The 21025-nt window shown below is 63.8% G+C and carries 26 protein-coding genes; 16 read left to right on the top strand and 10 right to left on the bottom strand.

Annotated features, from left to right (window positions below; translation table 11 throughout):
* Positions 1-90: 90 nt before the first annotated feature.
* On the top strand, positions 91-1080 hold the full coding sequence (locus BMI88_RS12220; protein ID WP_246831877.1) for a carbon-nitrogen hydrolase family protein: 990 nt from the start codon (positions 91-93) through the stop codon (positions 1078-1080).
* A 75-nt stretch (positions 1081-1155) separates the two neighbouring features.
* Here the strand turns inward: BMI88_RS12220 and metF are convergent, their stop codons facing one another.
* Positions 1156-2022, bottom strand: coding sequence for a methylenetetrahydrofolate reductase [NAD(P)H] (metF, locus tag BMI88_RS12215; protein ID WP_078549102.1), 867 nt, complete (start codon positions 2020-2022; stop codon positions 1156-1158).
* 93 nt (positions 2023-2115) lie between these two features.
* Between metF and BMI88_RS12210 the strand changes: the two genes are divergently transcribed.
* The 4 genes from BMI88_RS12210 to mscL all read left to right on the top strand — a co-directional run bounded on the left by BMI88_RS12210 (position 2116) and on the right by mscL (position 5333).
* Entirely contained in the window at positions 2116-3021 is a 906-nt protein-coding gene (locus tag BMI88_RS12210) for a LysR family transcriptional regulator (protein WP_075773886.1), read from the top strand.
* A 211-nt stretch (positions 3022-3232) separates the two neighbouring features.
* A complete protein-coding gene (locus BMI88_RS12205; RefSeq protein WP_078522447.1) occupies positions 3233-4024 on the top strand; it encodes an inositol monophosphatase family protein in 792 nt (263 codons plus the stop codon).
* A gap of 104 nt (positions 4025-4128) precedes the next feature.
* On the top strand, positions 4129-4791 hold the full coding sequence (locus BMI88_RS12200) for a hypothetical protein (RefSeq protein ID WP_078549100.1): 663 nt from the start codon (positions 4129-4131) through the stop codon (positions 4789-4791).
* A 113-nt stretch (positions 4792-4904) separates the two neighbouring features.
* Positions 4905-5333, top strand: a complete 429-nt coding sequence (gene mscL, locus BMI88_RS12195) for a large conductance mechanosensitive channel protein MscL (RefSeq protein WP_078522449.1) — start codon at positions 4905-4907, stop codon at positions 5331-5333.
* Between the two features lie 94 nt (positions 5334-5427).
* On the opposite strand, the gene ald is transcribed toward mscL, so the two are convergent.
* Positions 5428-6552 carry an alanine dehydrogenase gene (gene ald, locus BMI88_RS12190; protein WP_078522450.1) on the bottom strand — a complete coding sequence of 375 codons (1125 nt, stop codon included), beginning with the start codon at positions 6550-6552 and terminating at the stop codon, positions 5428-5430.
* A 144-nt stretch (positions 6553-6696) separates the two neighbouring features.
* Here ald and BMI88_RS12185 point away from each other — a divergent pair, with 144 nt between their 5' ends.
* Positions 6697-7161 carry an Lrp/AsnC family transcriptional regulator gene (locus tag BMI88_RS12185; RefSeq protein ID WP_078549097.1) on the top strand — a complete coding sequence of 155 codons (465 nt, stop codon included), beginning with the start codon at positions 6697-6699 and terminating at the stop codon, positions 7159-7161.
* Here the strand turns inward: BMI88_RS12185 and BMI88_RS12180 are convergent.
* Positions 7158-8606 carry a TrkH family potassium uptake protein gene (locus tag BMI88_RS12180; RefSeq protein ID WP_078549095.1) on the bottom strand — a complete coding sequence of 483 codons (1449 nt, stop codon included), beginning with the start codon at positions 8604-8606 and terminating at the stop codon, positions 7158-7160. The two genes, BMI88_RS12185 and BMI88_RS12180, sit on opposite strands and share 4 nt — an antisense overlap.
* A gap of 206 nt (positions 8607-8812) precedes the next feature.
* The gene (rpsU, locus tag BMI88_RS12175; RefSeq protein WP_011748553.1) at positions 8813-9019 is read right to left on the bottom strand and encodes a 30S ribosomal protein S21; all 207 of its coding nucleotides are present in this window, start codon (positions 9017-9019) and stop codon (positions 8813-8815) included.
* 107 nt (positions 9020-9126) lie between these two features.
* Here rpsU and BMI88_RS12170 point away from each other — a divergent pair, with 107 nt between their 5' ends.
* From BMI88_RS12170 to BMI88_RS12160, 3 genes are all read left to right on the top strand, one after another.
* A complete protein-coding gene (locus BMI88_RS12170; protein ID WP_078522453.1) occupies positions 9127-9795 on the top strand; it encodes a COQ9 family protein in 669 nt (222 codons plus the stop codon).
* A gap of 14 nt (positions 9796-9809) precedes the next feature.
* Complete coding sequence (locus BMI88_RS12165; protein ID WP_078522631.1) at positions 9810-10796, top strand: NAD(P)H-quinone oxidoreductase; 987 nt, start codon at positions 9810-9812, stop codon at positions 10794-10796.
* Positions 10797-10861: 65 nt separating this feature from the next.
* Positions 10862-11326, top strand: coding sequence for an STAS/SEC14 domain-containing protein (locus tag BMI88_RS12160; protein WP_078549093.1), 465 nt, complete (start codon positions 10862-10864; stop codon positions 11324-11326).
* Positions 11327-11330: 4 nt separating this feature from the next.
* On the opposite strand, the gene BMI88_RS12155 is transcribed toward BMI88_RS12160, so the two are convergent.
* Positions 11331-11981 (bottom strand): ribonuclease T2, encoded by a 651-nt coding sequence (locus tag BMI88_RS12155; RefSeq protein ID WP_078549091.1) that lies wholly within the window; start codon positions 11979-11981, stop codon positions 11331-11333.
* Between the two features lie 132 nt (positions 11982-12113).
* Here BMI88_RS12155 and BMI88_RS12150 point away from each other — a divergent pair, with 132 nt between their 5' ends.
* Positions 12114-12890 carry a cell cycle transcriptional regulator TrcR gene (locus BMI88_RS12150; RefSeq protein WP_078542268.1) on the top strand — a complete coding sequence of 259 codons (777 nt, stop codon included), beginning with the start codon at positions 12114-12116 and terminating at the stop codon, positions 12888-12890.
* A gap of 180 nt (positions 12891-13070) precedes the next feature.
* On the opposite strand, the gene BMI88_RS12145 is transcribed toward BMI88_RS12150, so the two are convergent.
* On the bottom strand, positions 13071-14132 hold the full coding sequence (locus BMI88_RS12145; RefSeq protein ID WP_078549089.1) for a hypothetical protein: 1062 nt from the start codon (positions 14130-14132) through the stop codon (positions 13071-13073).
* Positions 14133-14350: 218 nt separating this feature from the next.
* Here BMI88_RS12145 and BMI88_RS12140 point away from each other — a divergent pair, with 218 nt between their 5' ends.
* Positions 14351-15100, top strand: a complete 750-nt coding sequence (locus BMI88_RS12140; RefSeq protein WP_078549087.1) for an SDR family oxidoreductase — start codon at positions 14351-14353, stop codon at positions 15098-15100.
* Here BMI88_RS12140 and BMI88_RS12135 read toward each other — a convergent pair.
* Complete coding sequence (locus BMI88_RS12135) at positions 15097-15513, bottom strand: metalloregulator ArsR/SmtB family transcription factor (protein ID WP_078549085.1); 417 nt, start codon at positions 15511-15513, stop codon at positions 15097-15099. The two genes, BMI88_RS12140 and BMI88_RS12135, sit on opposite strands and share 4 nt — an antisense overlap.
* A gap of 215 nt (positions 15514-15728) precedes the next feature.
* Here BMI88_RS12135 and BMI88_RS12130 point away from each other — a divergent pair, with 215 nt between their 5' ends.
* From BMI88_RS12130 to BMI88_RS12110, 5 genes are all read left to right on the top strand, one after another.
* Entirely contained in the window at positions 15729-16085 is a 357-nt protein-coding gene (locus BMI88_RS12130; protein ID WP_078522460.1) for an AtpZ/AtpI family protein, read from the top strand.
* A 7-nt stretch (positions 16086-16092) separates the two neighbouring features.
* Positions 16093-16848 (top strand): F0F1 ATP synthase subunit A, encoded by a 756-nt coding sequence (locus BMI88_RS12125; RefSeq protein ID WP_093476999.1) that lies wholly within the window; start codon positions 16093-16095, stop codon positions 16846-16848.
* Positions 16849-16912: 64 nt separating this feature from the next.
* Positions 16913-17149 carry a F0F1 ATP synthase subunit C gene (locus tag BMI88_RS12120; protein WP_038144344.1) on the top strand — a complete coding sequence of 79 codons (237 nt, stop codon included), beginning with the start codon at positions 16913-16915 and terminating at the stop codon, positions 17147-17149.
* Between the two features lie 91 nt (positions 17150-17240).
* Positions 17241-17804: a F0F1 ATP synthase subunit B' gene (locus BMI88_RS12115; protein ID WP_078522462.1), complete on the top strand. Its 564-nt coding sequence runs from the start codon at positions 17241-17243 to the stop codon at positions 17802-17804.
* Positions 17805-17808: 4 nt separating this feature from the next.
* Complete coding sequence (locus BMI88_RS12110) at positions 17809-18366, top strand: F0F1 ATP synthase subunit B (protein ID WP_078522463.1); 558 nt, start codon at positions 17809-17811, stop codon at positions 18364-18366.
* A gap of 83 nt (positions 18367-18449) precedes the next feature.
* Here the strand turns inward: BMI88_RS12110 and BMI88_RS12105 are convergent, their stop codons facing one another.
* The 3 genes from BMI88_RS12105 to BMI88_RS12095 all read right to left on the bottom strand — a co-directional run bounded on the left by BMI88_RS12105 (position 18450) and on the right by BMI88_RS12095 (position 20986).
* On the bottom strand, positions 18450-19211 hold the full coding sequence (locus BMI88_RS12105) for an FCD domain-containing protein (protein ID WP_078522464.1): 762 nt from the start codon (positions 19209-19211) through the stop codon (positions 18450-18452).
* A gap of 98 nt (positions 19212-19309) precedes the next feature.
* A complete protein-coding gene (locus BMI88_RS12100) occupies positions 19310-19990 on the bottom strand; it encodes an OmpA family protein (protein ID WP_075773903.1) in 681 nt (226 codons plus the stop codon).
* A 141-nt stretch (positions 19991-20131) separates the two neighbouring features.
* Positions 20132-20986 (bottom strand): methylated-DNA--[protein]-cysteine S-methyltransferase, encoded by an 855-nt coding sequence (locus BMI88_RS12095; RefSeq protein WP_078549083.1) that lies wholly within the window; start codon positions 20984-20986, stop codon positions 20132-20134.
* Positions 20987-21025 lie beyond the last annotated feature (39 nt).

Raw genomic sequence — 21025 nt, 5'->3', positions numbered from 1 at the left:
CGGCGCTCCAAGGGTGCTTGTGGGGTTTCTCCGGTGGATGGGCGTCTTGTGCTATTCTCGAACATCACTCCGCGGACGGAGTGGGGCGTCTTGACCGTCTTCCGTTTTGATGGCCGCGCGCCGAACAGCCATTGGGAGGACGATCTCATGCAAATTGCTATCGTACAGCAACCGCCGGTCTACATGAACAAGACGGCGTCTCTGGAGCGAGCGGTCGAACTGTTCGCCGAGGCGGCTTCTCAGGCGTGCCGACTGATCGTGTTTCCCGAGACATGGTTGCCGGGCTACCCCACTTTCGTCTGGCGGCTCCCGCCGGGGGCAGGGATGAAGAAGACCGACGATCTCTTCGCGCTTTCGCAGGCCAATTCGATCGATCTCAGCAAAGACGAGCTTGCGCCGATAAAGGAAGCGGCAAAAGAGCATTCGATGGTGGTCGTGATGGGCCATCAGGAGGTGGATGGGGCGGTCAGCGGCAGCACGCTTTTCAACAGCGCAGCGATCATCGACGCCGACGGGACCCTTCTGAACAACCATCGAAAGCTGATGCCGACAAACCCCGAGCGTATGGTCTGGGGGTTCGGAGACGGCTCGACCCTCAAGGTCGTTGAGACCGCAGTCGGGCGTGTGGGCGCCCTGATATGCTGGGAAAACTACATGCCGCTGGCGCGGTTCGCGCTCTATGCCCAGAATATCGACATCTATTGTGCACCGACCTGGGACAGCGGCGATACCTGGCTGGCGACAATGCAGCATATCGCGCGCGAAGGCGGATGTTGGGTTCTCGGCTGCGCCACGTCGCTCGAGGCAAGCGACGTGCCCGCGGATATCCCCTATCGTGACGAGCTTTTCCCTGACGACAACGAGTGGATCAATCCCGGGGATGCGGTGGTCTACAAACCCTTCGGCAGTTTGCACGCGGGCCCGATGAGGAAGGAAAAGGGGCTGCTGGTCGCGACGGTGGACGTGGATGCCGCCAGGGCTTCACGCCGCAAATTCGATGTCAGTGGTCATTACGCCCGGCCGGATGTTTTCACTCTCAACGTCAACCGAGCCAAGCAGTCGCCCATTTCCTTCGACTGACACGGTGAGGCCGCCCGCCGCCAAAGAAAAAGGGGCCCAGCCGGGCCCCTTCGTTCAATCCGTGTCGCGACCCTTTCAGGCCACTTTCTCCAGCACCGTATCGGGCGTGACACCCAGCGCGTGGCAGACGTCGCGGGTTAGGCCGGGGCGGTTGAGCGTGTAGAAATGCAGGTCTTCCACGCCGCCCTCGATCAGCTTGTCGCACAGCTCGGTGCACAGCGCGGTTGCCAGAAGATGCTCGCGCCCGTCGCGGATCGCGGCCTCGAAGGCTTCCTCGACCCATGCGGGGATGGAGGTGCCGCAGCTTTGCGCGAATTTCTTGGCGCCTTTCCACGACTGGATCGGCAGGATGCCGGGGATGATCTTCGCGTCGATCCCTTCGCGCTCGCAGGCATCGCGAAAGCGGAAGAAGGTTTCGGGCTCGAAGAAGAACTGGGTGATCGCCGAGGTCGCGCCCGCCTCGACCTTGCGCTTGAGCCAGCGCACGTCGGCCATATTGTCGGCGGCGTCGGGATGCGGCTCGGGATAGGCGCCCGCGCGGATCGTGAAGCGGCCATCCTCGGCCAGCGCCTCGATCAGCTCGACCGACGAGGCGAAGCCTTCGGGATGCGGCGTGAAATGCTTGGCGCCCTGCGGCGGATCGCCCCGCAGCGCCACGATCTCGGTGACGCCGACCTCGGCATAGGCGTCCACGATCTCCATCGTCTCGGCCTTGGTCGCTTCCACGCAGGTCAGGTGGGCGGCGACATTGAGGCCGTAATTCTTGTGGATCGTGCCGACCGCCTCATGGGTCAGCTTGCGCGTCGTGCCACCCGCCCCGTAGGTCACGGAGGTGAACTCGGGTTTCAGCGGTGCCAGAACCTGCGCGGTTTCCCACAGCCGGAACGACGCATCGAGCGTCTTCGGCGGGAAAAATTCGAAGCTGACCTTGGGCGTCGTCATGGGAATCTGTCCTTTCGTTCGCTCTCTTGTGCCAGATCGGGCTTTGTGAGACAAACTCATAATCTTCAAAATCGTTATGAGTGTAACAACAAGATGCATCTCGAGTTCCGTCACCTGCGCACAATCAAGGCGATTCACGATGCCGGGGGGCTCGCGAAGGCAGCGGACGTGCTGCACATAACACAATCCGCGCTGTCGCACCAAATCAAAGGGCTGGAAGATCAGACCGGGGTGGAGTTGTTCGTGCGCCGCTCGAAACCGCTGAAGCTGTCGGCGGCGGGGCAGAAGCTGCTGCGGCTGGCCGAACGCATCCTGCCCGAGATCGCCGCGACCGAGGCCGAGTTCGACGCGTTGCGATCGGGTCGCGCGGGGCGGCTGCATATCGCTATCGAGTGCCATGCCTGTTTCGACTGGCTGTTCCCGGTGCTGGAACGCTTCCGCCATGCCTGGCCCGATATCGACGTGGATATCCGGCCCGGTCTGGCCTTCAACGCACTGCCCGCGCTGAGCCGCGAAGAGGTCGATCTGGTGATCTCGTCGGACCCGGAGAAGATCGACGGCGTCACCTTCAACCCGCTCTTCGACTATGCGCCGACCTTCATCGCCGCCGCGAATTCGCCGCTGGCCGCGAAGCCCTATATCGAGGCGCAGGATTTCGCGGATCAGACGCTGATCACCTATCCGATCGACCGCGGCCGCTCGGACATATTCACGCAGCTTCTGACGCCCGCCCGGGTCGAGCCGAAAGCCGTGCGACAGGTGGAGCTGACCGCGGTGATCCTGATGCTGGTCGCCTCGAATCGCGGCGTGGCGGTGCTGCCCGACTGGGTGCTGCGCGAGGTGAAATACCAGCCCGACTACATCACCAAGCCGGTGACCGAACACGGGCTGACCAAGCGGCTCTATGCCGCGACCCGGTCCGAGGATGCCACCCAGCCCTTCATGGCGCATTTCCTGCGGCTTGCGCGCACCGAGCCGGTGAAGCTGCAACGCGCCTGAGCCTTCTTCTCGACCGAAATATCCCGGGGGGTGAGGCGGAAAATGGCGGCCTCTCAGTGGAAGGACGCTCCGCCGAACGCCCGGAGCGCAAGCGAAGGGCCGGCAGCGAGCGGGGCAGAGCCGCTCCTCAGTTTGCCTGACGCGCCAAAGGTCTTGGATTTTCCACGCAACCCCTGTAAGGCGACCGCTTGAAACGCGAAGGAGCCCAGAGATGCAAGGCAGCGCAAACCTCAACCTGATGATCAAGGCCGCCCGCAAGGCAGGCCGCTCGCTGGTCAAGGATTTCCGCGAGGTCGAGAACCTTCAGGTCTCCTCGAAGGGCCCGGGCGATTTCGTCTCGAAGGCCGACCGCGAATCCGAGAAGATCATCAAGGACGAGCTGCGCGGCGCGCGCCCCTCCTATGGCTGGATCGGCGAGGAAACCGGCGAAGAGGCGGGCGACGACCCGACCCGCCGCTGGATCGTCGACCCGCTCGACGGCACCACGAACTTCCTGCACGGCCTGCCGCATTGGGCGATCTCGATCGCGCTGGAGCATAAGGGCGAAATCATCGCAGCCGTGGTCTTCGACGCGGCGAAAGACGAGATGTATTTCGCCGAGAAGGGCCTTGGCGCTTTCATGAACGATACGCGCCTGCGGGTTTCGGGCCGTCACAAGATGATCGAATCGGTCTTCGCGACCGGCGTGCCCTTCGGTGGCAAATCGACCCTTCCGGCGACACTGAAGGACCTTGCCAAGCTGATGCCGCAATGCGCGGGCGTCCGGCGCTGGGGTGCGGCCTCGCTCGATCTGGCCTATGTCGCGGCGGGTCGCTACGAAGGCTATTGGGAGCGCGGGCTGAACGCGTGGGACGTGGCTGCGGGCATGCTCCTCGTGAAGGAAGCGGGCGGTTTCGTGGAAGCCGTGCGCGAAGGTCGCGGCGTTCTCGAATCGGGCTCGGTGATCGCGTCGAATGCCGAAATGTTCCCGGCTCTCACGAAAGCGCTTCGGTCAAACGACTGAGAAATCTCTGAAATTTAGATGTGGCGGCGAAAGGTGGACGAAGGTTCACCTTTCGTTCATTCCGTTGTGCCAGCCTGATGCGGTTACCAGAAAGGGATGCCGCCATGGTTGGACAGGAGTACGGAGCTACGTCGATCGCGCTTGAACAGCGTGCGTTGACTGCACTGCACGGGCCGGGCGATTGCGCCGTCGACCGCGCGTTGGAAGAGTTGCGGCAGGCGGTCTCCGATCTCGCTTTTGCCGAGGCGGCCGACCTGATCGCACGTCACCGGGTCGCGGTCTTGGACGAGATGATTTCGGGTTGCTTTGAGGATGCGGAAACGGCCGAGCCGGACACGGCAGCGGCCCTGCGCGCAGCGGCCGAAGGGCTGCAGGAAGAGCGCGCGACTCTGGCAGAGACGTTGCCGCTAGAGCTATCCCTGCGCGCCGATCAGCGCGACGCGGCCTGCGAGCGCATCCGCGCCACACAACGCCGCCTGCGCAACATTTCTCAGATGCCCGATCATTTCGGCTGTGCTTGGGCGTGTAGCCGTGCCGGGGCAGGGCCGTGCGAAGACGCGGCGGATCAGATCCAGCAGGCGCTGCGTTTCGATGCGGAAGCCATCGCCGATATCGCCCGGCAGGAGGCCCGCGCACGTCTCAGCGACGGCTTCGCGGCCCTGCCGGTCGCATCGCCTCTCTCGCCTCGCCGCGGCGGTGATACGGGAACCACGGCGGCGCAGGTCGCCCGCCGCCTTGTCGAGGATGCGCGCCGGAGACTTTGCTGAGCCGCGATCCCGTCTTGATACGGCCCGCTTTGCCCTGCGTTGGAGACTATGCAGACCGCAAGATCGTGCTAGCCTGTTGCGGCGCAAAAGGCGCATCGGAAAGAGGGTCTGAAATGATTCAGGAATTCAAGGATTTCATCGCCAAGGGCAATGTCATGGACATGGCGGTTGGCATCATCATCGGCGCGGCCTTCACCGCGATCGTCACGTCGCTCGTCGGCGACATCATCAACCCGATCATCGGCCTGTTCACGGGCGGGGTCGATTTCACCAATAATTATGCCGTGCTCTCCGGCGAGGTTCCCGCGGGGGCAAGCCTTGACGAGGCGCGCAAATCGGGGGCGTCGGTCTTCGCCTATGGTGCCTTCGTGATGGCAGTGATCAACTTCCTCATCATCGCGTTCGTCGTCTTCATGCTGGTGAAGATGGTCAATCGCGTGAAGGCCGCGGCGGAGAAGCCCGACGATGTCGCGCCCGCGGTGGAAACCGGGCCGAGCCAGCTCGACGTGCTGCTCGAGATCCGCGACGCGCTTCGGAAGTGACGGCGCGGGGCGTCTCAGGCAGACGTCGCCGGCAGATATGAGAACGGCCCGGGGCAAAGCTCCGGGCCGTTTCGTTCGTGGGGCAGGGCGACCCTTATTCGGCTGCGTGCTTCACCGCGTCCGGCGCATCGAGCGGCAGGTCGAGCGCTTCTGCCACAGCCTTGTAGGTCACCTTGCCCGCATGGACGTTGAGGCCCGCGGCCAGGTGGGGATCCTCGGCGCAGGCGCGTTCCCATCCCTTGTCGGCCAGCGCCAGCAGGAACGGCTGCGTCGCGTTCGACAGGGCGAGGGTCGCGGTGCGCGCGACCGCGCCGGGCATGTTGGCTACGCAGTAATGCATCACGCCCTCGACCTCGTAGATCGGGTCGTCATGGGTCGTGGGATGCGAGGTCTCGACGCAGCCGCCCTGATCGATCGCGACATCGACGATCGCCGCGCCGGGCTTCATCGTCTTCAGCATCTCGCGGGTGACCAGCTTCGGCGCTGCGGCCCCGGGGATCAGCACCGCGCCAATCACCAGATCGGAGGCTGCGACTAGCGCCTCTGTCTCGGCTTTCGAGGCATAGGCGGTGCGGAAAGTGCCGCCGAACGTGTCATCGAGATAGCGCAAACGCGGCAGCGACTTGTCGAGCACGGTCACATCCGCGCCCATCCCGGCAGCAACGCGCGCGGCGTTGGTGCCCACGACGCCGCCGCCGATCACGACGACCTTCGCGGGCGAAACGCCCGGCACGCCGCCCATCAGCACACCGCGCCCGCCATTGGCTTTCTGCAGGGTCCATGCGCCCATCTGCGGGGCGAGGCGACCCGCCACTTCGGACATCGGCGCGAGCAGCGGCAGGGTGCCGTCCTTCGCAGTGACCGTCTCGTAGGCGATGCAGGTCGCGCCCGATTTCATCAGGTCATGGGTCTGCGCCGGGTCGGCGGCCAGATGCAGATAGGTGAAGAGAAGCTGGCCCTCGCGCAGCATCGCGCGCTCGGAGGCCTGCGGCTCTTTCACTTTCACGATCATCTCGGCTTGGGCGAACACATCCGCCGCATCGCCGAGGATTTTCGCGCCGGCCGCCTCGTAATCGCTGTCGGTGAAGCCCGCGCCCTGACCTGCCCCGGTTTCGACCAGCACCTCGTGGCCATGGGCGACCGCCTCTTGTGCCGCAGCCGGGGTCAGCCCGACGCGGAATTCCTGCGCCTTGATCTCGCGCACCGTACCGATCTTCATCGCGTGTCCTCCTCCAAAAAATGGAAACGTCCTGCCCCCAGTATGCGCTCCGTCACAAGCAAGTGCTTTGCCAATTTGCCGGTTGTGGATGGGGTGGGTCGCTCGTATCTTCGATGAAATGCGCAAAGATCGGCAGGATATTGCATGAGCGACAAGCTGGACGCGACAGATCGTCGGCTGCTGGAGGTTTTGCAGCGGCAGGGGCGAATCTCCAATGCCGAGCTGAGCGAGCGGGTGAACCTGTCGGCTTCGGCCTGCCATCGCCGGGTGCAGCGGCTGGAGGAAGAGGGCTACATCCGGGATTACGTTGCCCTGCTGAACCCGCGCAAGCTGGGGCGGACCACGACGGTCTATGTCGAGATCAAGCTGTCGAGCCAGGCGGACGAGGTTCTCGACGCGTTCGAGAAGGGCGTGAAGGAGGTGCCGGAAGTGCTCGAATGTCACCTGATGGCGGGGGCTGCGGATTACCTGCTGAAGGTGGTGGCCGCCGATGCCGAGGATTTCGCGCGGCTGCACCGGGCGAAGCTCGCCAATATCCCGGGCGTGGCGCAGATCCAGTCGAGCTTTTCGCTCAAATGCGTGGTCTCGACCACGGCGATGCCGGTTTAAGCGCGCCAGAAGCGCGGCAGGAACACGACGAGAATCGCGAGCATCCCGATCCGGCCCAGCAGCATTGCGAGGGTCAGCAGCCAGGTCGCGGCATCGCTGAAGTCGATCATCGTACCGGTGCGATCGGTCAGCGGGCCGACCCCGTAGCCGATATTGCCAAGTGCGCCCCATGTCGCGAAGAGCGCCGAGACGAAATCCGCGCCGGTCATCGAGATCCCGACCGAGATCAGCCCGAGCGTCAGCATATAGCCGGTGAAGTAGAGGATCAGGGAGGAGAGCACGTCCTCCTCCAGCAGCTTGTCGCCGAGGCGCGGTTGCAGGACACGGTGCGGCATCTGAAGGCGGCGCACGGCGGCGCGGATCACCGCGCCGAGCGCCTGCCAGCGAAAGACCGACAGCGCGCCCGAGCTGGACCCGGTGCAGCCGCCGATCAGCCCGACCCAATAGGCCAGCACCATCGCGAAGCTTCCCCAATTCGCGACATTGGCGGTGCCGAAGCCGGTGCCGGTCATGATCGAGGACAGGTTGAAGGCGGCGGAGCGGAAGGTGGGTTCGATCCCGTCGGGCGCGTGGGTGTAGAGCCAGATCAGGAGCGCCGCGAGCGCGAGGGCGAACCAGCGCAGGAAGGCGTGGATTTGCGGGTCGTCCCAGAACGGGCGCAGATCGCCGCGGCCAAGCTGGACATAGCGGATGAAGGGCAGGGCCGAGCCCAGCATGAAGATGACACCGGCATATTGCGCACCCGGCGAGAAGCTCGCGAAGGAGCTGTCATGCGTGCCGAAGCCGCCCGTCGCGATTGTCGCCATCGCGTAGCAGATCGCGTCGAACGAGCTCATGCCCGCGGCGGCATAGCTGATCGCGCAGGCCAGCGTCAGCGAGACATAGACCCAAAGCAGGGAGCGCGCGATATTATGGGCGCGCGGCATGACCTTGCCCAGCGTGTCGAATCCTTCGGCCTGAAAATAGCGCATCCCGCCGATGCGCAGCACCGGCAGGAAGATCATCGCGACGAAGGCAATCCCCAGCCCGCCGAACCAGTTCAGCATCCCGCGCCACAGCACCACCCCGCGCGGCAGGGTGTCGAGATGTTCGAAGACGGTGTAGCCGGTGGTGGTGATGCCCGAGGCGGCCTCGAAATAGGCGTTGGTCCATGTCGCGTGCGGCGCGCCCTCGATGAACGGCAGGGCCGCGAAGATCGGCAAGCCGAGCCAGATCGCCGCCGTGAGCAGATAAGCTTGCCGCGTGTTGAGCCCGTTCGCGCTTTTGGTTCGGGTCGCGAGCGAGAGAACCATCCCGATCAGCGCGGTCTCGACCGCTGCCTCGAGGAATTCCTGCCAGTTCGGATTGAGATCGCTGAAGTCCATGGCTGCCGGGACCAGCATGGTTGTCCCGAGGACTGTAAGGATCAGGCCGAAAAGATGCAGGACTGGCCGGATATCGGACATGTGAAAGCGGTTCCCGCCAGAACGAAGTGCTGGCGCTAGGGTAGGGGGCGCGGCGCTTTAGGCAAGATCAAAGCGGCGTCGGTTGCGCTTTCTTGTGGAGGTGTCTTCCAGAAACCAAAAACCCCCGCGGCCAAGCCTCGGGGGTCATCGGTGCGGGCAAGCCCGCCAGCATTTTCAGGCGCCTTTTCAGACGCGGAGCGGTGCGCTTAGAGCGCGCCTTCGCGCTGAGCCTTCTTACGTGCCAGTTTACGGGCACGGCGGACGGCTTCGGCTTTCTCGCGCGCTTTTTTGACCGAGGGTTTCTCGAAATGCTGCTTGAGCTTCATTTCGCGGAACACACCCTCGCGCTGAAGCTTTTTCTTCAGAGCACGGAGCGCCTGTTCGACGTTGTTGTCGCGAACGCTGACCTGCATGTGGTGTCACCACCTTCCTAAGTTAGAGTTGCAGTTGCTTGCAGGAGCGCTCCATATAGTCACCAAAAGGCGGTTTGTCTACCGCCAAAGCTGAGAGAGGAAACGCGATGAAAAACGACCATCTCGATATGGACCGCACGCGATCCGAGCTGTTGGCGGCGATCAAGCCGCATGTGCCTTTCGACGGCTGGTCCGAGCCTGCCTTCAAGCTCGCGGTCTCCGATCTGGGGCTCGATCCGGGGCTGGCGCGGGTCGTGTGTCCGCGTGGCGCCGTCGATCTGGCGGTGGCCTATCACCGCGAGGGCGATGCGGCGATGCTCAAGCGTCTGGAAGAGGCCGATCTGTCGGGGATGAAGTTCCGCGACCGGATCGCGACCGCCGTGCGCTTCCGTCTGGAAGAGGCCGATCCGGAGCTGGTGCGCCGAGGGGCCGCGATCTTCGCGCTGCCGCAGAATGCCACGACCGGCTCGAAGCTGATCTGGGAGACCTCGGACAAGATCTGGCGCGCGCTGGGCGACGTCAGCGAGGATTACAACTGGTACACGAAGCGGATGACCCTTTCCGGGGTCTATAGCTCGACCGTGCTTTACTGGATGGGCGATGAGAGCGAGGGCAAGGCCGACACTTGGGCCTTCCTCGACCGTCGCATCGAGGACGTGATGCAGTTTGAAAAGGTGAAGGGCGCTGCGATGAAGCTGCCCTTCCTGCCGAAGCTTCTCGGCGGCATCCGTGCGCCGAAAGGCACTGACGACATGCCGGGCCGGGAGGCGCATTGATGAAACCTGTCGAGATGCCGACCGAGATGCGCTGCGTCGAGATTTCCGAACATGGCGCGCCGGAGGTGCTGACGGAAGTCACCCGCGCCGTGCCCGTCGCAGGCCATGGTGAGATCCTGATCGAGGTGGCCTATGCCGGGGTGAACCGCCCCGATGCGCTGCAACGTGCGGGCGCCTATAACCCGCCGCCGGGCGCGTCGGACCTGCCGGGGCTGGAATGCTCGGGCCGGGTCGCGGCGATCGGGCCGGGCGTCACGGATTGGGAGGTGGGCGATCAGGTCTGCGCGCTGCTGCCCGGTGGCGGCTACGCGGAGTATGTGACCTGTCCGGCGGAACATGCGCTGCCCGTGCCTGCGGGGCTCGATCTGAAATCGGCGGCCTGTCTGCCGGAGACCTGCTTCACCGTGTGGTCGACCATGGTGATGCGCGGCGGGTTGCAGGCGGGCGAGCGTTTTCTTGTGCATGGCGGCTCTTCCGGGATCGGCACGACCGCGATCCAGATCGCGACGGCGCTGGGCGCGCGGGTCTTCACCACTGCTGGCAGCCCCGAGAAATGCGCGGTTTGCGAAGAGCTTGGCGCGACGGCGATCAACTACAAGACGGGCGATTTCGTCGATGTACTGAAGGCCGAAGGCGGCGCGAACCTCGTGCTCGACATGGTGGGTGGCGACTATATCGCGCGCAATATCAAGGCGATGGCCAATGACGCGCGGCTCGTCTTCATCGCCTTCCTCGGCGGCCCCAAGGCCGAGATCAACTTCGCGCAGGTCATGGTGAAGCGTCTCACGATCACCGGGGCCACGCTGCGCCCGCAATCGGATGCCGCCAAGGCAGAGATCGCGCGGCAGTTGCGCGCCAATGTCTGGCCGATGATCAATTCGGGCAAGCTGCGCGTGATCCATGACAGCACCTTCCCGCTGGCCGAGGCAGCAAAAGCCCATGAGCGGATGGAGACGAGCCAGCATATTGGCAAAATCGTGTTGGAAGTTGCGGGCGGCTGAACTTTCGTCACGCGCGCGCCGGGTGTATCATTGCGGCGCGCGCGAACCAACGAGGGGAGGCGGTCATGAGCGAAGGACGCTTTGAATTTCTGGACGGGTTTCCGGCCGATGTGCTGGCATTCGAGGCCAAGGGCACGATCGGCGCGGAGGCTTACGAACAACATCTGATCCCGGCGGTGGAGGCCAAGATTGCCGCCGAGGGCAAGGTGAAGCTGCTCTACATCATCGGCGACGCATTCGACGGCTACACCGCGAAAGCGGCATGGGACGACACCAAGCTGGGCCTGTCGCATCTGGGCGATTTCGCCGCGGTGGCGCTGGTCAGCGATGTCGACTGGATCCGATGGGGTGTGCAGGCCTTCGCGCCGATGATCCCCGGCACGGTCAAGCTGTTCCGCTTGAGCGAATTGGATCAGGCCAAGGCGTGGATTTGCGCGGCGGGCAAGGCTGAGGAAGACCACAGCCACGACGTCGCGGCGCGCCATAAACTGCCCACGTTGGAAGATCGCCAGCCGCCGCTGGAAGACTGACGCCTCAGCGCACCTTTTCCATCAGCGCGTCGGACAGGCTGCAATCGCGGATCGTATCGGAGCCGCATTTGCGCGGCTCGAGATCCTTGGTCAGGCAGATGCGGGCCTCCTGAATGCGGCCCGACTTGCAGGTGATGGTGATCTCGTCGGCATCGAGGCCGGGATTGGCCTCCAGAAAGGCCTGCTCCACCACCTTTGCGGGCAGTCTCACGTCGCGGTCGAGATTGGCCAGCACGTCCGGGATTTCGATGCTGGCATAGGCTTCGCGTTCCAGCGCGAAATAATCCGTCGCTGACAGGCCCGAGCAGCGCCCGTGCTTCTTCCACTCGTACCAAGCCAGCCCCGGCGCGCCGGTCAGATTCTCCATCGCGGCGGTCTGCTGGCGCGAGGGATCGCGATGCGGCGTGCGGCAAAAGCTGGGCCAGCCGCGCTCGTATTGCGGCCAAAGCCCGTGCAGCACGAAAGAATGATCGTGCTTCGGTTCGCATTGCGGCGAGTTGCGCGCATCGCCGGTCAGGGCGCACCAAGTGGGCGACCAGCTGAGCGAGAGGACGTAATAGTCGAAATCGCCCGCGCGCTCGCCTTCGGCATGGGCGGGCGGGGCGGCGGTCGAAAGCGCAAGCAGGGCTGCGGCCAGAAGGCTCAAACGAGTCATTTTCTCTTTTCTCCTGACGCGCGATTGACTATATGAGGCGGCAATTCCCCTTCCAGAAATGGACCGCGGCAGGGAATTCCCGCGCCGCAGCCGATTTCTCGGCCCGGGAGAGATATGTAAAGGATGGCTGCAATGACGAACAAGCCCCTGATGGCAAAGGCCACCGCCGTGTGGCTGGTGGACAATACGACGCTCAGCTTCAAGCAGATCGCGGATTTCTGTGGCCTGCACGAGTTGGAAGTGCAGGGCATCGCCGATGGTGACGTCGCAACCGGCGTGAAGGGCTTCGATCCGGTCGCCTCGAGCCAGCTCGATCAGGAAGAGATCGACAAGGCCGAGAAAGACCCGATGCACAAGCTCAAGCTGAAGTTCAACAAAGCTGCCGTCGGCGAGGACAAGCGTCGCGGTCCGCGCTACACGCCGCTGTCGAAGCGTCAGGACCGTCCGAACGCGATCCTGTGGCTGGTGAAGTTCCACCCGGAGCTGGCCGATGCGCAGATCGCGCGTCTCGTCGGCACCACCAAGCCCACGATCCAGTCGATCCGCGAGCGCACGCACTGGAACATCCAGAACATGACCCCGATCGATCCGGTCGCGCTGGGTCTGTGCCGCCAGTCGGAACTGGATATCGAAGTGCAGAAGGCCGCGAAGAAAGCCGCCGCCGAAGGCGTGATGAGCGATGACGAGCGTCGCAAGCTGGTCTCGACCGAGCAGTCGCTGGGCATGCCCGACGAGCCGCGCCTGCCCTCCGGCATCGCCGGTCTGGAGAACTTCTCCTCCTCCGATCTCAAGCAGGAGAACGAGGAAGAGGACGACGCCGCGGATAACGCCGATTACTCGGATGCGGACAGCTTCTTCAACCTGCCCGAGGACGATGACGACGAGGATGAGGACGACAACCGCAAGTAAGCTGTCGCCATCGCGAAAGATCAGGGCCGCTCCATCGGGGGCGGCCTTTTTCGTTGCGGTGCAACGGGTCGCGTCGTTGAGGCTTTAATGGGAACACGGGCGACGGATGAACCGCCGCCCGTGTCTCAAAGGTTGGTGTGAGTTGCCTGAGAACCGGCAATGCCCCGCGACAGGCGCGGCTTACTGCTTCAGCACCACGGGTTGGAACGAGAACACACCTTCGGATTTCGGATCGACCGTCATCTCCACCCAGCTGTTGTCGCTGCTGCCGAACACCTCGACGCGGGTGAAATTCGCGGTGCTGCGGCCATCGGGCTGGAGCATGGGCTTGTCGACCTTGAAGTAATGCGAGTCGCCGTGGACCAGCAGGACCTGACCGTCGAAGTTGTGGGTCTCGTCGACGAGGGTCTTGTAGAAATCGGTGAAGCCGTTCTTGTCGTCGAGGGTCGGCAGGAAATCGTCTTCGTAGCCGCCGTCGCTCAGCTCGAACGGGAAGAAGATGTCAGCCTGAATGTCGATCAGGATGCCCGCGTCGCTATTCTCGCGCGCCTTCGCGAAGGACTCCTTGAGCCATTCCACGTTCTTCGGGTTGCGCGCTTCGTATTCCGCGGTCGCGGCACCGCAGTCGGCCTGCGTGCGGTCGGACTTCTTGGTGCATTGCTTGTCGGTCGCGACGAGGTTGTTGTTGCTGCCCGGCACGTTGAGGGCGACGAACATCACTTTGTTTCGCTCGAAACGGCTGTTCTCGCTGTAGGCTTCGCCCGGAGCGCCCTGACGTTCGACGTCGATCGGGTTCGAGCCCTGCGACTTCGCCGCATCGAAGAAGGTCTTGCGCAGGTAAGAGAGTCGATCGACCGGGTCGTAGCTGCCGTTGTTGGTGCGGTGGCAGTCGACCCATTCATTGTCGCCGAGGGCGTAGAGCGTCGGCATGTCGAGGCGGTTGAAGATCGCCTGCACGTCCGCCCCGATCGCCTGATCGGTGCATTCGCTGCTGCCGCTCTTGGTGTCGCCGGCGAAGATCGTGAAGTCGAGATCGTGATCGTTCATCGAGGCGACGGTCTGGTCGATCCAGTTCGCCTTCTCCTCGGGATCCTTGCTGTAGAACTCGTCACCCCAGAGCGCGACCTTCAGAACGCCCGCGCCTGACGTGGATTGTGCGTAGGCCGGAGCCACCAGTGCGGTCGAGAGAAGGGCAGCGGTGAGCGCTGCGGACAGCGTGAACGAACGGGAAAGGCGTGGCATATATACCCCCAAAGGTGACTTGATATGATGAAGGCCCTGAGGGCGAGGTGCCGCGTCGGGCGGCAGGTCGTCGGCTCGGGGCTTCGGGCGTCATAATACCCCGGGCTGTGACAGCCCGCTGACGCCGGGGCGAAGGATTTGTGACGTAGGCCCTGTCGTCGCCGTCTGGACAGTCGTGGCGTCGGGCGCGATGCTCTCCGCGAAAAGAGGAGGAGCAGATGCCGGAATTCGCGAACTATCCAAGCCTGAAGGGCAAATCCGTGATCGTGACCGGGGGCGCCTCGGGGATCGGGGCGCTGATCGTCGAAGGCTTCGCCGCGCAAGGGGCGAAGGTCGGGTTTCTCGACCGCGATGCGGAGGGGAGCGCGGCGATCGCGAAACGGTTCGGCGTCGATTACGAGCTGTGCGACCTGCGCGACATCGCTGCGATGAAAGAGGCGCTGGGCCGCCTCCGCGAAAAGATCGGCCCGGCGGATGTGCTGGTGAACAATGCCGCGCGCGACGACCGCCACGACTGGCGCGAGATCGATGCCGAGTATTGGGACGAGCGCCAGCACACGAACCTGCGCCACATGTTCTTCGCGATCCAGACGGTTGCGCCGGACATGATCTCGAAAGGGGCGGGGTCGATCATCAATATGGGGTCGAATTCGTGGTGGGAGGCTGGCAGCGGCTTCCCGGCCTATGCGACGGCGAAAGCGGCGGTGCATGGGCTGACCCGCACGATGGCACGCGAGTTGGGCGGGCATCGCATCCGGGTCAACACGGTCGTGCCGGGCTGGATCATGACGGACCGGCAGAAAACTCTCTGGGCCACGCCCGAGGCGCTGGAGGATCATCGTCGCAACCAATGTCTGCCCGATCTGATCCAGCCGGAATATGTCGCGCGGATGGTGCTATTCCTCGCCTCGGACGATGCGGCGATGTGCACTGCGAACAATTACATGGTCGAGGCGGGCTCGATCTAATCGTGCTGCGACGCGCTGCCGGGCGGCGCGTCGCTTTGCCCATTCTCCATCTGCCCGGTTTCTTCCGGCTCGATCTCGATCTGCGCCAGTTCAGCTTCGAGGAATTTCTCGAACGCGTCGAAATCCAGCGGCTCGAACTGGCCGATTCCTTGAATCCATGTCGTGGCGGCGGACATCGCGAGCGGCTCCAGCTTGCACCATTTCACCCGGCCGCGTTTCTCCTGAGAGATCAGCCCGGCATTGGTCAGGATCGCGAGGTGCTTGGAGACGGCCGCGAGCGACATCTCGAAGGGCTCGGCCACGTCGGTCACCGCCATGTCGTCTTCGAGCAGCATCGTCAGGATCGTCCGCCGGGTCGGATCGGCGAGCGCGGCGAAGATCGCATCGAGAGATGGGGTGGGCGGCGGTAGCATCGCTCCTTGATGGGGCGCCCCGCGATAAACGTCAACCGATCGGTTGAATATGCGATTGCTCGCATTTGCGTGAGCTTGGCGCGGCGCGAATTTGAGGCCTATTTTCAAAATCGTTACGGATCAATGGGTTGCGAGGTGCTTTCGGAGGCCTGTACGGAATTGACTCAGGCGGGGGGCACGGCTATCACGGCTGAGACCTGAGTGGGGGCCGAACCATGCCTGATCACCGCTCCGACGAGCCCGATCCCGAGCGCCTCGCAGCGCTTGAGAAGAAGCTTGCGGCAGTGAGAAAGACGCAAGAACCGCCTCCGCAACGTGCCGATCATCATCTGTCCCAGGCGAATATGGCTTGGCGTATGGTGATCGAAATGGTTTCGGGGCTGGGGATCGGCTTCGGCATCGGATACGGGCTGGATGTGCTTATGGGCACGATGCCTTGGATGATGGTGCTGTTCACGCTTCTCGGGCTCGCGGCCGGGGTGAAGGTGATGCTTCGCTCGGCCAAGGAAATGAACGAAGAGCGTGCGGCCGACATGGCCGATGAAGAGGAAGACGACCGTGGCAACTCTTGAACAGGAAATGCGCAGTGAACTGACCTTCCACCCGATGGATCAGTTTATCGTTAAGCCCCTCTTCGGCGATGGCCCGGTTCACTGGTACACGCCGACCAATGCGACGCTGTGGATGGCGATTGCCGTTCTGGCGATCTTCTTCATGCTCGTCATCGGCACCCGCGGCCGCGCCGTGGTGCCCTCGCGCGCCCAGTCGATCGCGGAGTTGTCCTACGGCTTCATTCACAAGATGGTCGAAGACGTGGCGGGCAAAGACGCGCTGAAGTTCTTCCCCTATATCTTCACGGTCTTCCTGTTCATCGTCTTTTCGAACTTCCTCGGCCTGCTGCCGCGCGGCTTCACCACGACCTCGCATATCGCTGTGACCGGTCTGCTGGCGATCGCCGTGTTCGTTGCGGTGACCGTGATCGGTTTCGTCAAGAACGGCGCGGGCTTCCTGAGCCTGTTCTGGGTGGCCTCGGCGCCGCTGGCGCTGCGCCCGATCCTCGCGATCATCGAGATCATCTCCTACTTCGTGCGCCCCGTCAGCCACTCCATTCGTCTTGCGGGCAACATGATGGCTGGCCACGCGGTTATGAAAGTGTTCGCCGCCTTCGCGCCGCTGATCCTGTTCTCGGGCGTCGGCATCGCCGTCACCCCGCTGTCGATCCTCGCGATCACCGCGATGTACGGGCTCGAAGTTCTCGTGGCCTTCATTCAGGCCTATGTCTTCACGATCCTGACCTGCGTCTATCTGCGCGACGCGCTTCACCCGGCACACTGACCGGATAACGGATCGAACCAGTTCACCAAATTTCTGCCACTTCCAACCTCAAGGAGTTACGACAATGGAAGGCAATATCGTTCAAATGGGTGCTTACATCGGCGCTGGTCTGGCCTGCATGGGCATGGGCGGCTCGGCTATCGGTGTGGGCAACGTTGCCGGCAACTTCCTGTCGGGCGCACTGCGCAACCCCTCGGCGGCCGCTGGCCAGACCGCGACCCTCTTCATCGGCATCGCCTTCGCAGAAGCGCTCGGGATCTTCTCGTTCCTCGTCGCGCTGCTGCTGATGTTCGCCGTCTGATCCAGCACGCTTTTCCTTGAGGGCGGGTGGGCTCATTCGGAGCCCATCCCGTGACCCGCAAGGGGATTTGTGATCAGGGTCGAGGGACGACATGGCAAGCGAAACGCAAAATACAGCGCACGCAGCCGCTGATGCGGCCCAAGGCGCGGCACATACCGCGCAAAAGGCCGGTATGCCGCAGCTCGACTTCTCGAGCTACCCGAACCAGATCTTCTGGCTCGTGGTCGCTCTGGTCGCGATCTACTGGCTGCTGACGCGCATCGCACTGCCCCGGATCGAGGCAGTTCTCGCCGATCGTCAGGGTACGATCGCGGGTGACATCGCCGCGGCCGAAGACTTCAAGCGCAAGGCCGAAGAGGCCGAAGCCGCTTACGAGAAGGCTCTGGCCGAAGCACGCGCTCAGGCGCAGAAGATCGCAGGCGAAACCAAGGCCGAGATCCAAAAGGACCTCGACGCGGCTATCGCCAAGGCAGATGCCGAGATCGCCGCACGCTCCGCGGAATCGGAAGCCCGCATCGCGGAAATCCGTGACGGCGCGCTTGCAGCGGTCGATCAGGTCGCCAAGGACACCGCCGGCGAGATCGTCGCGGCTCTGGGTGGCAATTCGGACGCATCGGCTGTCAACGCGGCTGTCGAACAACGGCTGAAAGGGTAAGACGATGAAGAAACTCTCGCTTCTCCTTCCGTTCGTGGCGGCACAGCCCGCCTTCGCAGCGACGGGCCCGTTCTTCTCGCTTTGGAACACGAACTTCATCGTGACCATCGCCTTCATCATCTTCGTGGGCATCGTGCTCTACGCGAAGGTGCCGGGCATGCTGGGCAAGATGCTCGACAAGCGCGCGACGAACATCCGCTCGGATCTCGACGAAGCGCGCAAGCTGCGTGACGAGGCGCAAGCGGTTCTCGCCAGCTACGAGCGCAAATCGCGCGAAGTGCAGGGGCAGGCCGACCAGATCGTCGCCGCCGCCAAGCGCGACGCCGAAGCCGCTGCCGAGAAGGCCAAGGAAGACCTTAAGGTCTCGATCGAGCGCCGCCTGAAGGCCGCTGACGAGCAGATCGCCTCGGCCGAGGCGCAGGCTCTGAAAGAGGTCAAGGACCGTGCCGTGTCGGTCGCCGTGGCCGCCGCTGGTGACGTGCTCGCCAAGCAGCTGAGCGCGTCGGACCGTGCCGCGATGATCGACAGCTCGCTTTCGGAAGTCGAACAGCGCCTGAACTGATCTCCCCCTAACGGGTGACATTGAAAACCCCGGTCCGATGGGCCGGGGTTTTTCTTTGTCTTGGGCTCAGAAGTGATGTGGGCTCAGCGGTTATGTTCGAGACGTAAGCGCGCGGTGGCCTCGTTGCGCTCGGCCCGGCGCATCGCCGCCATCTCGACTTCGACGAATTCCATATGGGCCGCGATGGCCTTGCGCGCGGCAGAGGCGTCGCGGCGCTGGATCGCCTCGTTGATCGCCCGGTGCTGGTCGAGCAGCTTGCTGCGCGTGCCGCGGTTCCGGAACATCATCGAGCGGTTGTAGAACACGCCCTCGGCGAGCAGGTCGAACATCGCGCGCATCATGTGGATCATGATGACGTTGTGGCTCGCCTCGATGATCGCCATGTGGAACTGCGCATCGAGCTGCGCCTCCTGCGTGGGATTGCGTTTGGAATGGGCCGCTTCCATTTGGGAGAACAGCGTCTGGATCACCGCGAGATCGGTGTCCGAGCCGCATTGCGCCGCGCGCTCGGCGGCGAGCCCCTCCATGTCGCGGCGGAACGAGATGTAATCGAACAGCGCCTGATCGTTGCGCGCAAACAGCCGGATCAGGGCAGGCGAGAAGGCGGAATCGAGCACCTCGGCGACATAGATCCCGGCCCCGGCGCGGGTGGTCAGGAGACCCGATTCCTGCAGTTCCGCGACCGCTTCGCGCAGGCTCGGACGCGAGACGCCAAGGCGCTCGGACAGCTCTCGCTCGGAGGGGAGACGCTCGCCGGGACGCAGAATGCCCTGCAGGATGAGCTGCTCGATCTGGCGCACGACAGCATTCGCGAGCTTCTCGGATTCGATCTTCTGAAATGGCATGCACCCCTCCATGTGGTAAAGATGTATGACCAGATCGGGTCGTCGGCAATGAAAAAAGGCCGGGTTTCCCCGGCCCTTTTCCCACTCTGACGAGCGGTTTAGTTGTTCGGACGAATGATGAATTCGACCCGGCGGTTGGCCTGACGACCCTCGGGGGTCAGGTTGCTCGCGATGGGCTGATCCTCGCCGCGACCCGTCGGGATCACGCGGTAGCTCGGGACGCCGCCGTTAATCAGGACATTGGCCACCGACTGCGCGCGCTGACGCGACAGGCGCATGTTGTAGGCCGCATCGCCGGTGTTGTCGGTATGGCCGACGACTTCGACGGTGGTGTCCGGATAGCGGTTGAGGCTGCCTGCGAGCGTGTACAGGTCGCGCTGCAGATCGGGGCGCACGGCCGCGCTGTCGGTCGCGAAGAGCACGTCTTGCGGCATCGTCACGATCAGCTGGTTGCCCTGACGCACGACGCTGACGCCGTTGGTGGTCAGGTCGCGACGCAGTTCCTGCGCCTGACGGTCGAGCTGCGAACCGATCGCGCCGCCGATCACGCCGCCGACGATCGCGCCGGCTGCGGCTTTGGTCAGCTTTTCGTCGCCTTTGCTCTTGGCGCCGAGGGCGCCGCCGATCAGCGCACCGGTGATCGCACCGGCATTGCGGTTTGCGTTCGGGCTTTGGTCGGGGTTGTTCGCCCCGGTGTAGCCGCCCGGCACACAAGCGGTAAGCGCCATCGCAGCGGCGGCGCTCAGAAGAATGGTTTTGGTCTTGAGAACGGTGGTCATGTTCTGTCTCTGCCTTCTCTGGTCGCCCCATGTCTCGAGGCTTGCCGGAAGATACGCGTAAAATTCGCGCAGGTTCCATGCCCTTTTCGTGAAGCGCGGAAATCCGCGCATCATCTGGCGGTAGAAGCGGCGGAGGGACGCTCAATCGGCCTCTGCGCGGGCGCCTTCCCAGCCCAGAATCGCGCGTTTGACGCCCAGACCCCAGTGATAGCCGCCCAATCCGCCCGATTTGCGCAGGGCGCGGTGGCAGGGAATCAGGAAGGAGATCGGGTTGCGGCCCACGGCGGTGCCCACGGCGCGCACGGCCTTGGGGTTGCCAATCGCCTCGGCGATGTCGGAATAGGTGGTGACCTGCCCCGAAGGAATCGAGAGCAGCGCCTCCCAGACCTTGATCTGGAACGGCGCGCCGATCAGCGTCAGCTTCGCCTCGCCGTGGCGGCTGAAGGCGGCGTCGACCCAAGGACGCAGCGGCTCGGGGTCTTCGGTAAAGCGAGCCTCGGGCCAGCGGCGGGCGAGATCGTCAAAGGTTTCGCGTTCGCCCATCTCGGCGGTGAAGCCCATGCCGCAGAGCCCCTGATCGGTGCCCATCGCGATCACCGGGCCAAAGGGGCTGTCGAACCGTCCCCAGCGGATCGTGACGCCTTCGCCGCCGCGGGCAAACGCCCCGGGCGTCATCGCCTCCCAGCGCAGCACCAGATCGTGTAACCGGCCCGTGCCGGACAGTCCCGATCGGTCGGCCACCTCGTCGAGCGGCAGGCGCTGGCTCAGCAACTCACGCACGAAGTCGAGCGTCAGATATTGCTGGTAGCGTTTCGGAGAGACCCCGACCCAGGCCGAAAACAGCCGCTGGAAATGCGCGGGGCTCATCGACAGCCGCGCCGAGATCGCTTCGAGCGTCAGCAATTCACCCGCCGCTTGTGCTGCGTCGATCTCGGCCAGCGCGCGGGCGATGACCTGATAGTGGTAGCTCTCGGCAATGTCGCTGTGGTCGTTCATCACGCACCTCTTGGTTCTCGTCGATCCTAGGGCGCGGGC

This window comes from Thioclava sp. F36-6, assembly GCF_002020305.1.
In the GTDB taxonomy this organism is placed as follows: Bacteria; Pseudomonadota; Alphaproteobacteria; order Rhodobacterales; family Rhodobacteraceae; genus Thioclava; species Thioclava sediminum.
This window is presented reverse-complemented; position numbering and strand designations above follow the sequence as displayed.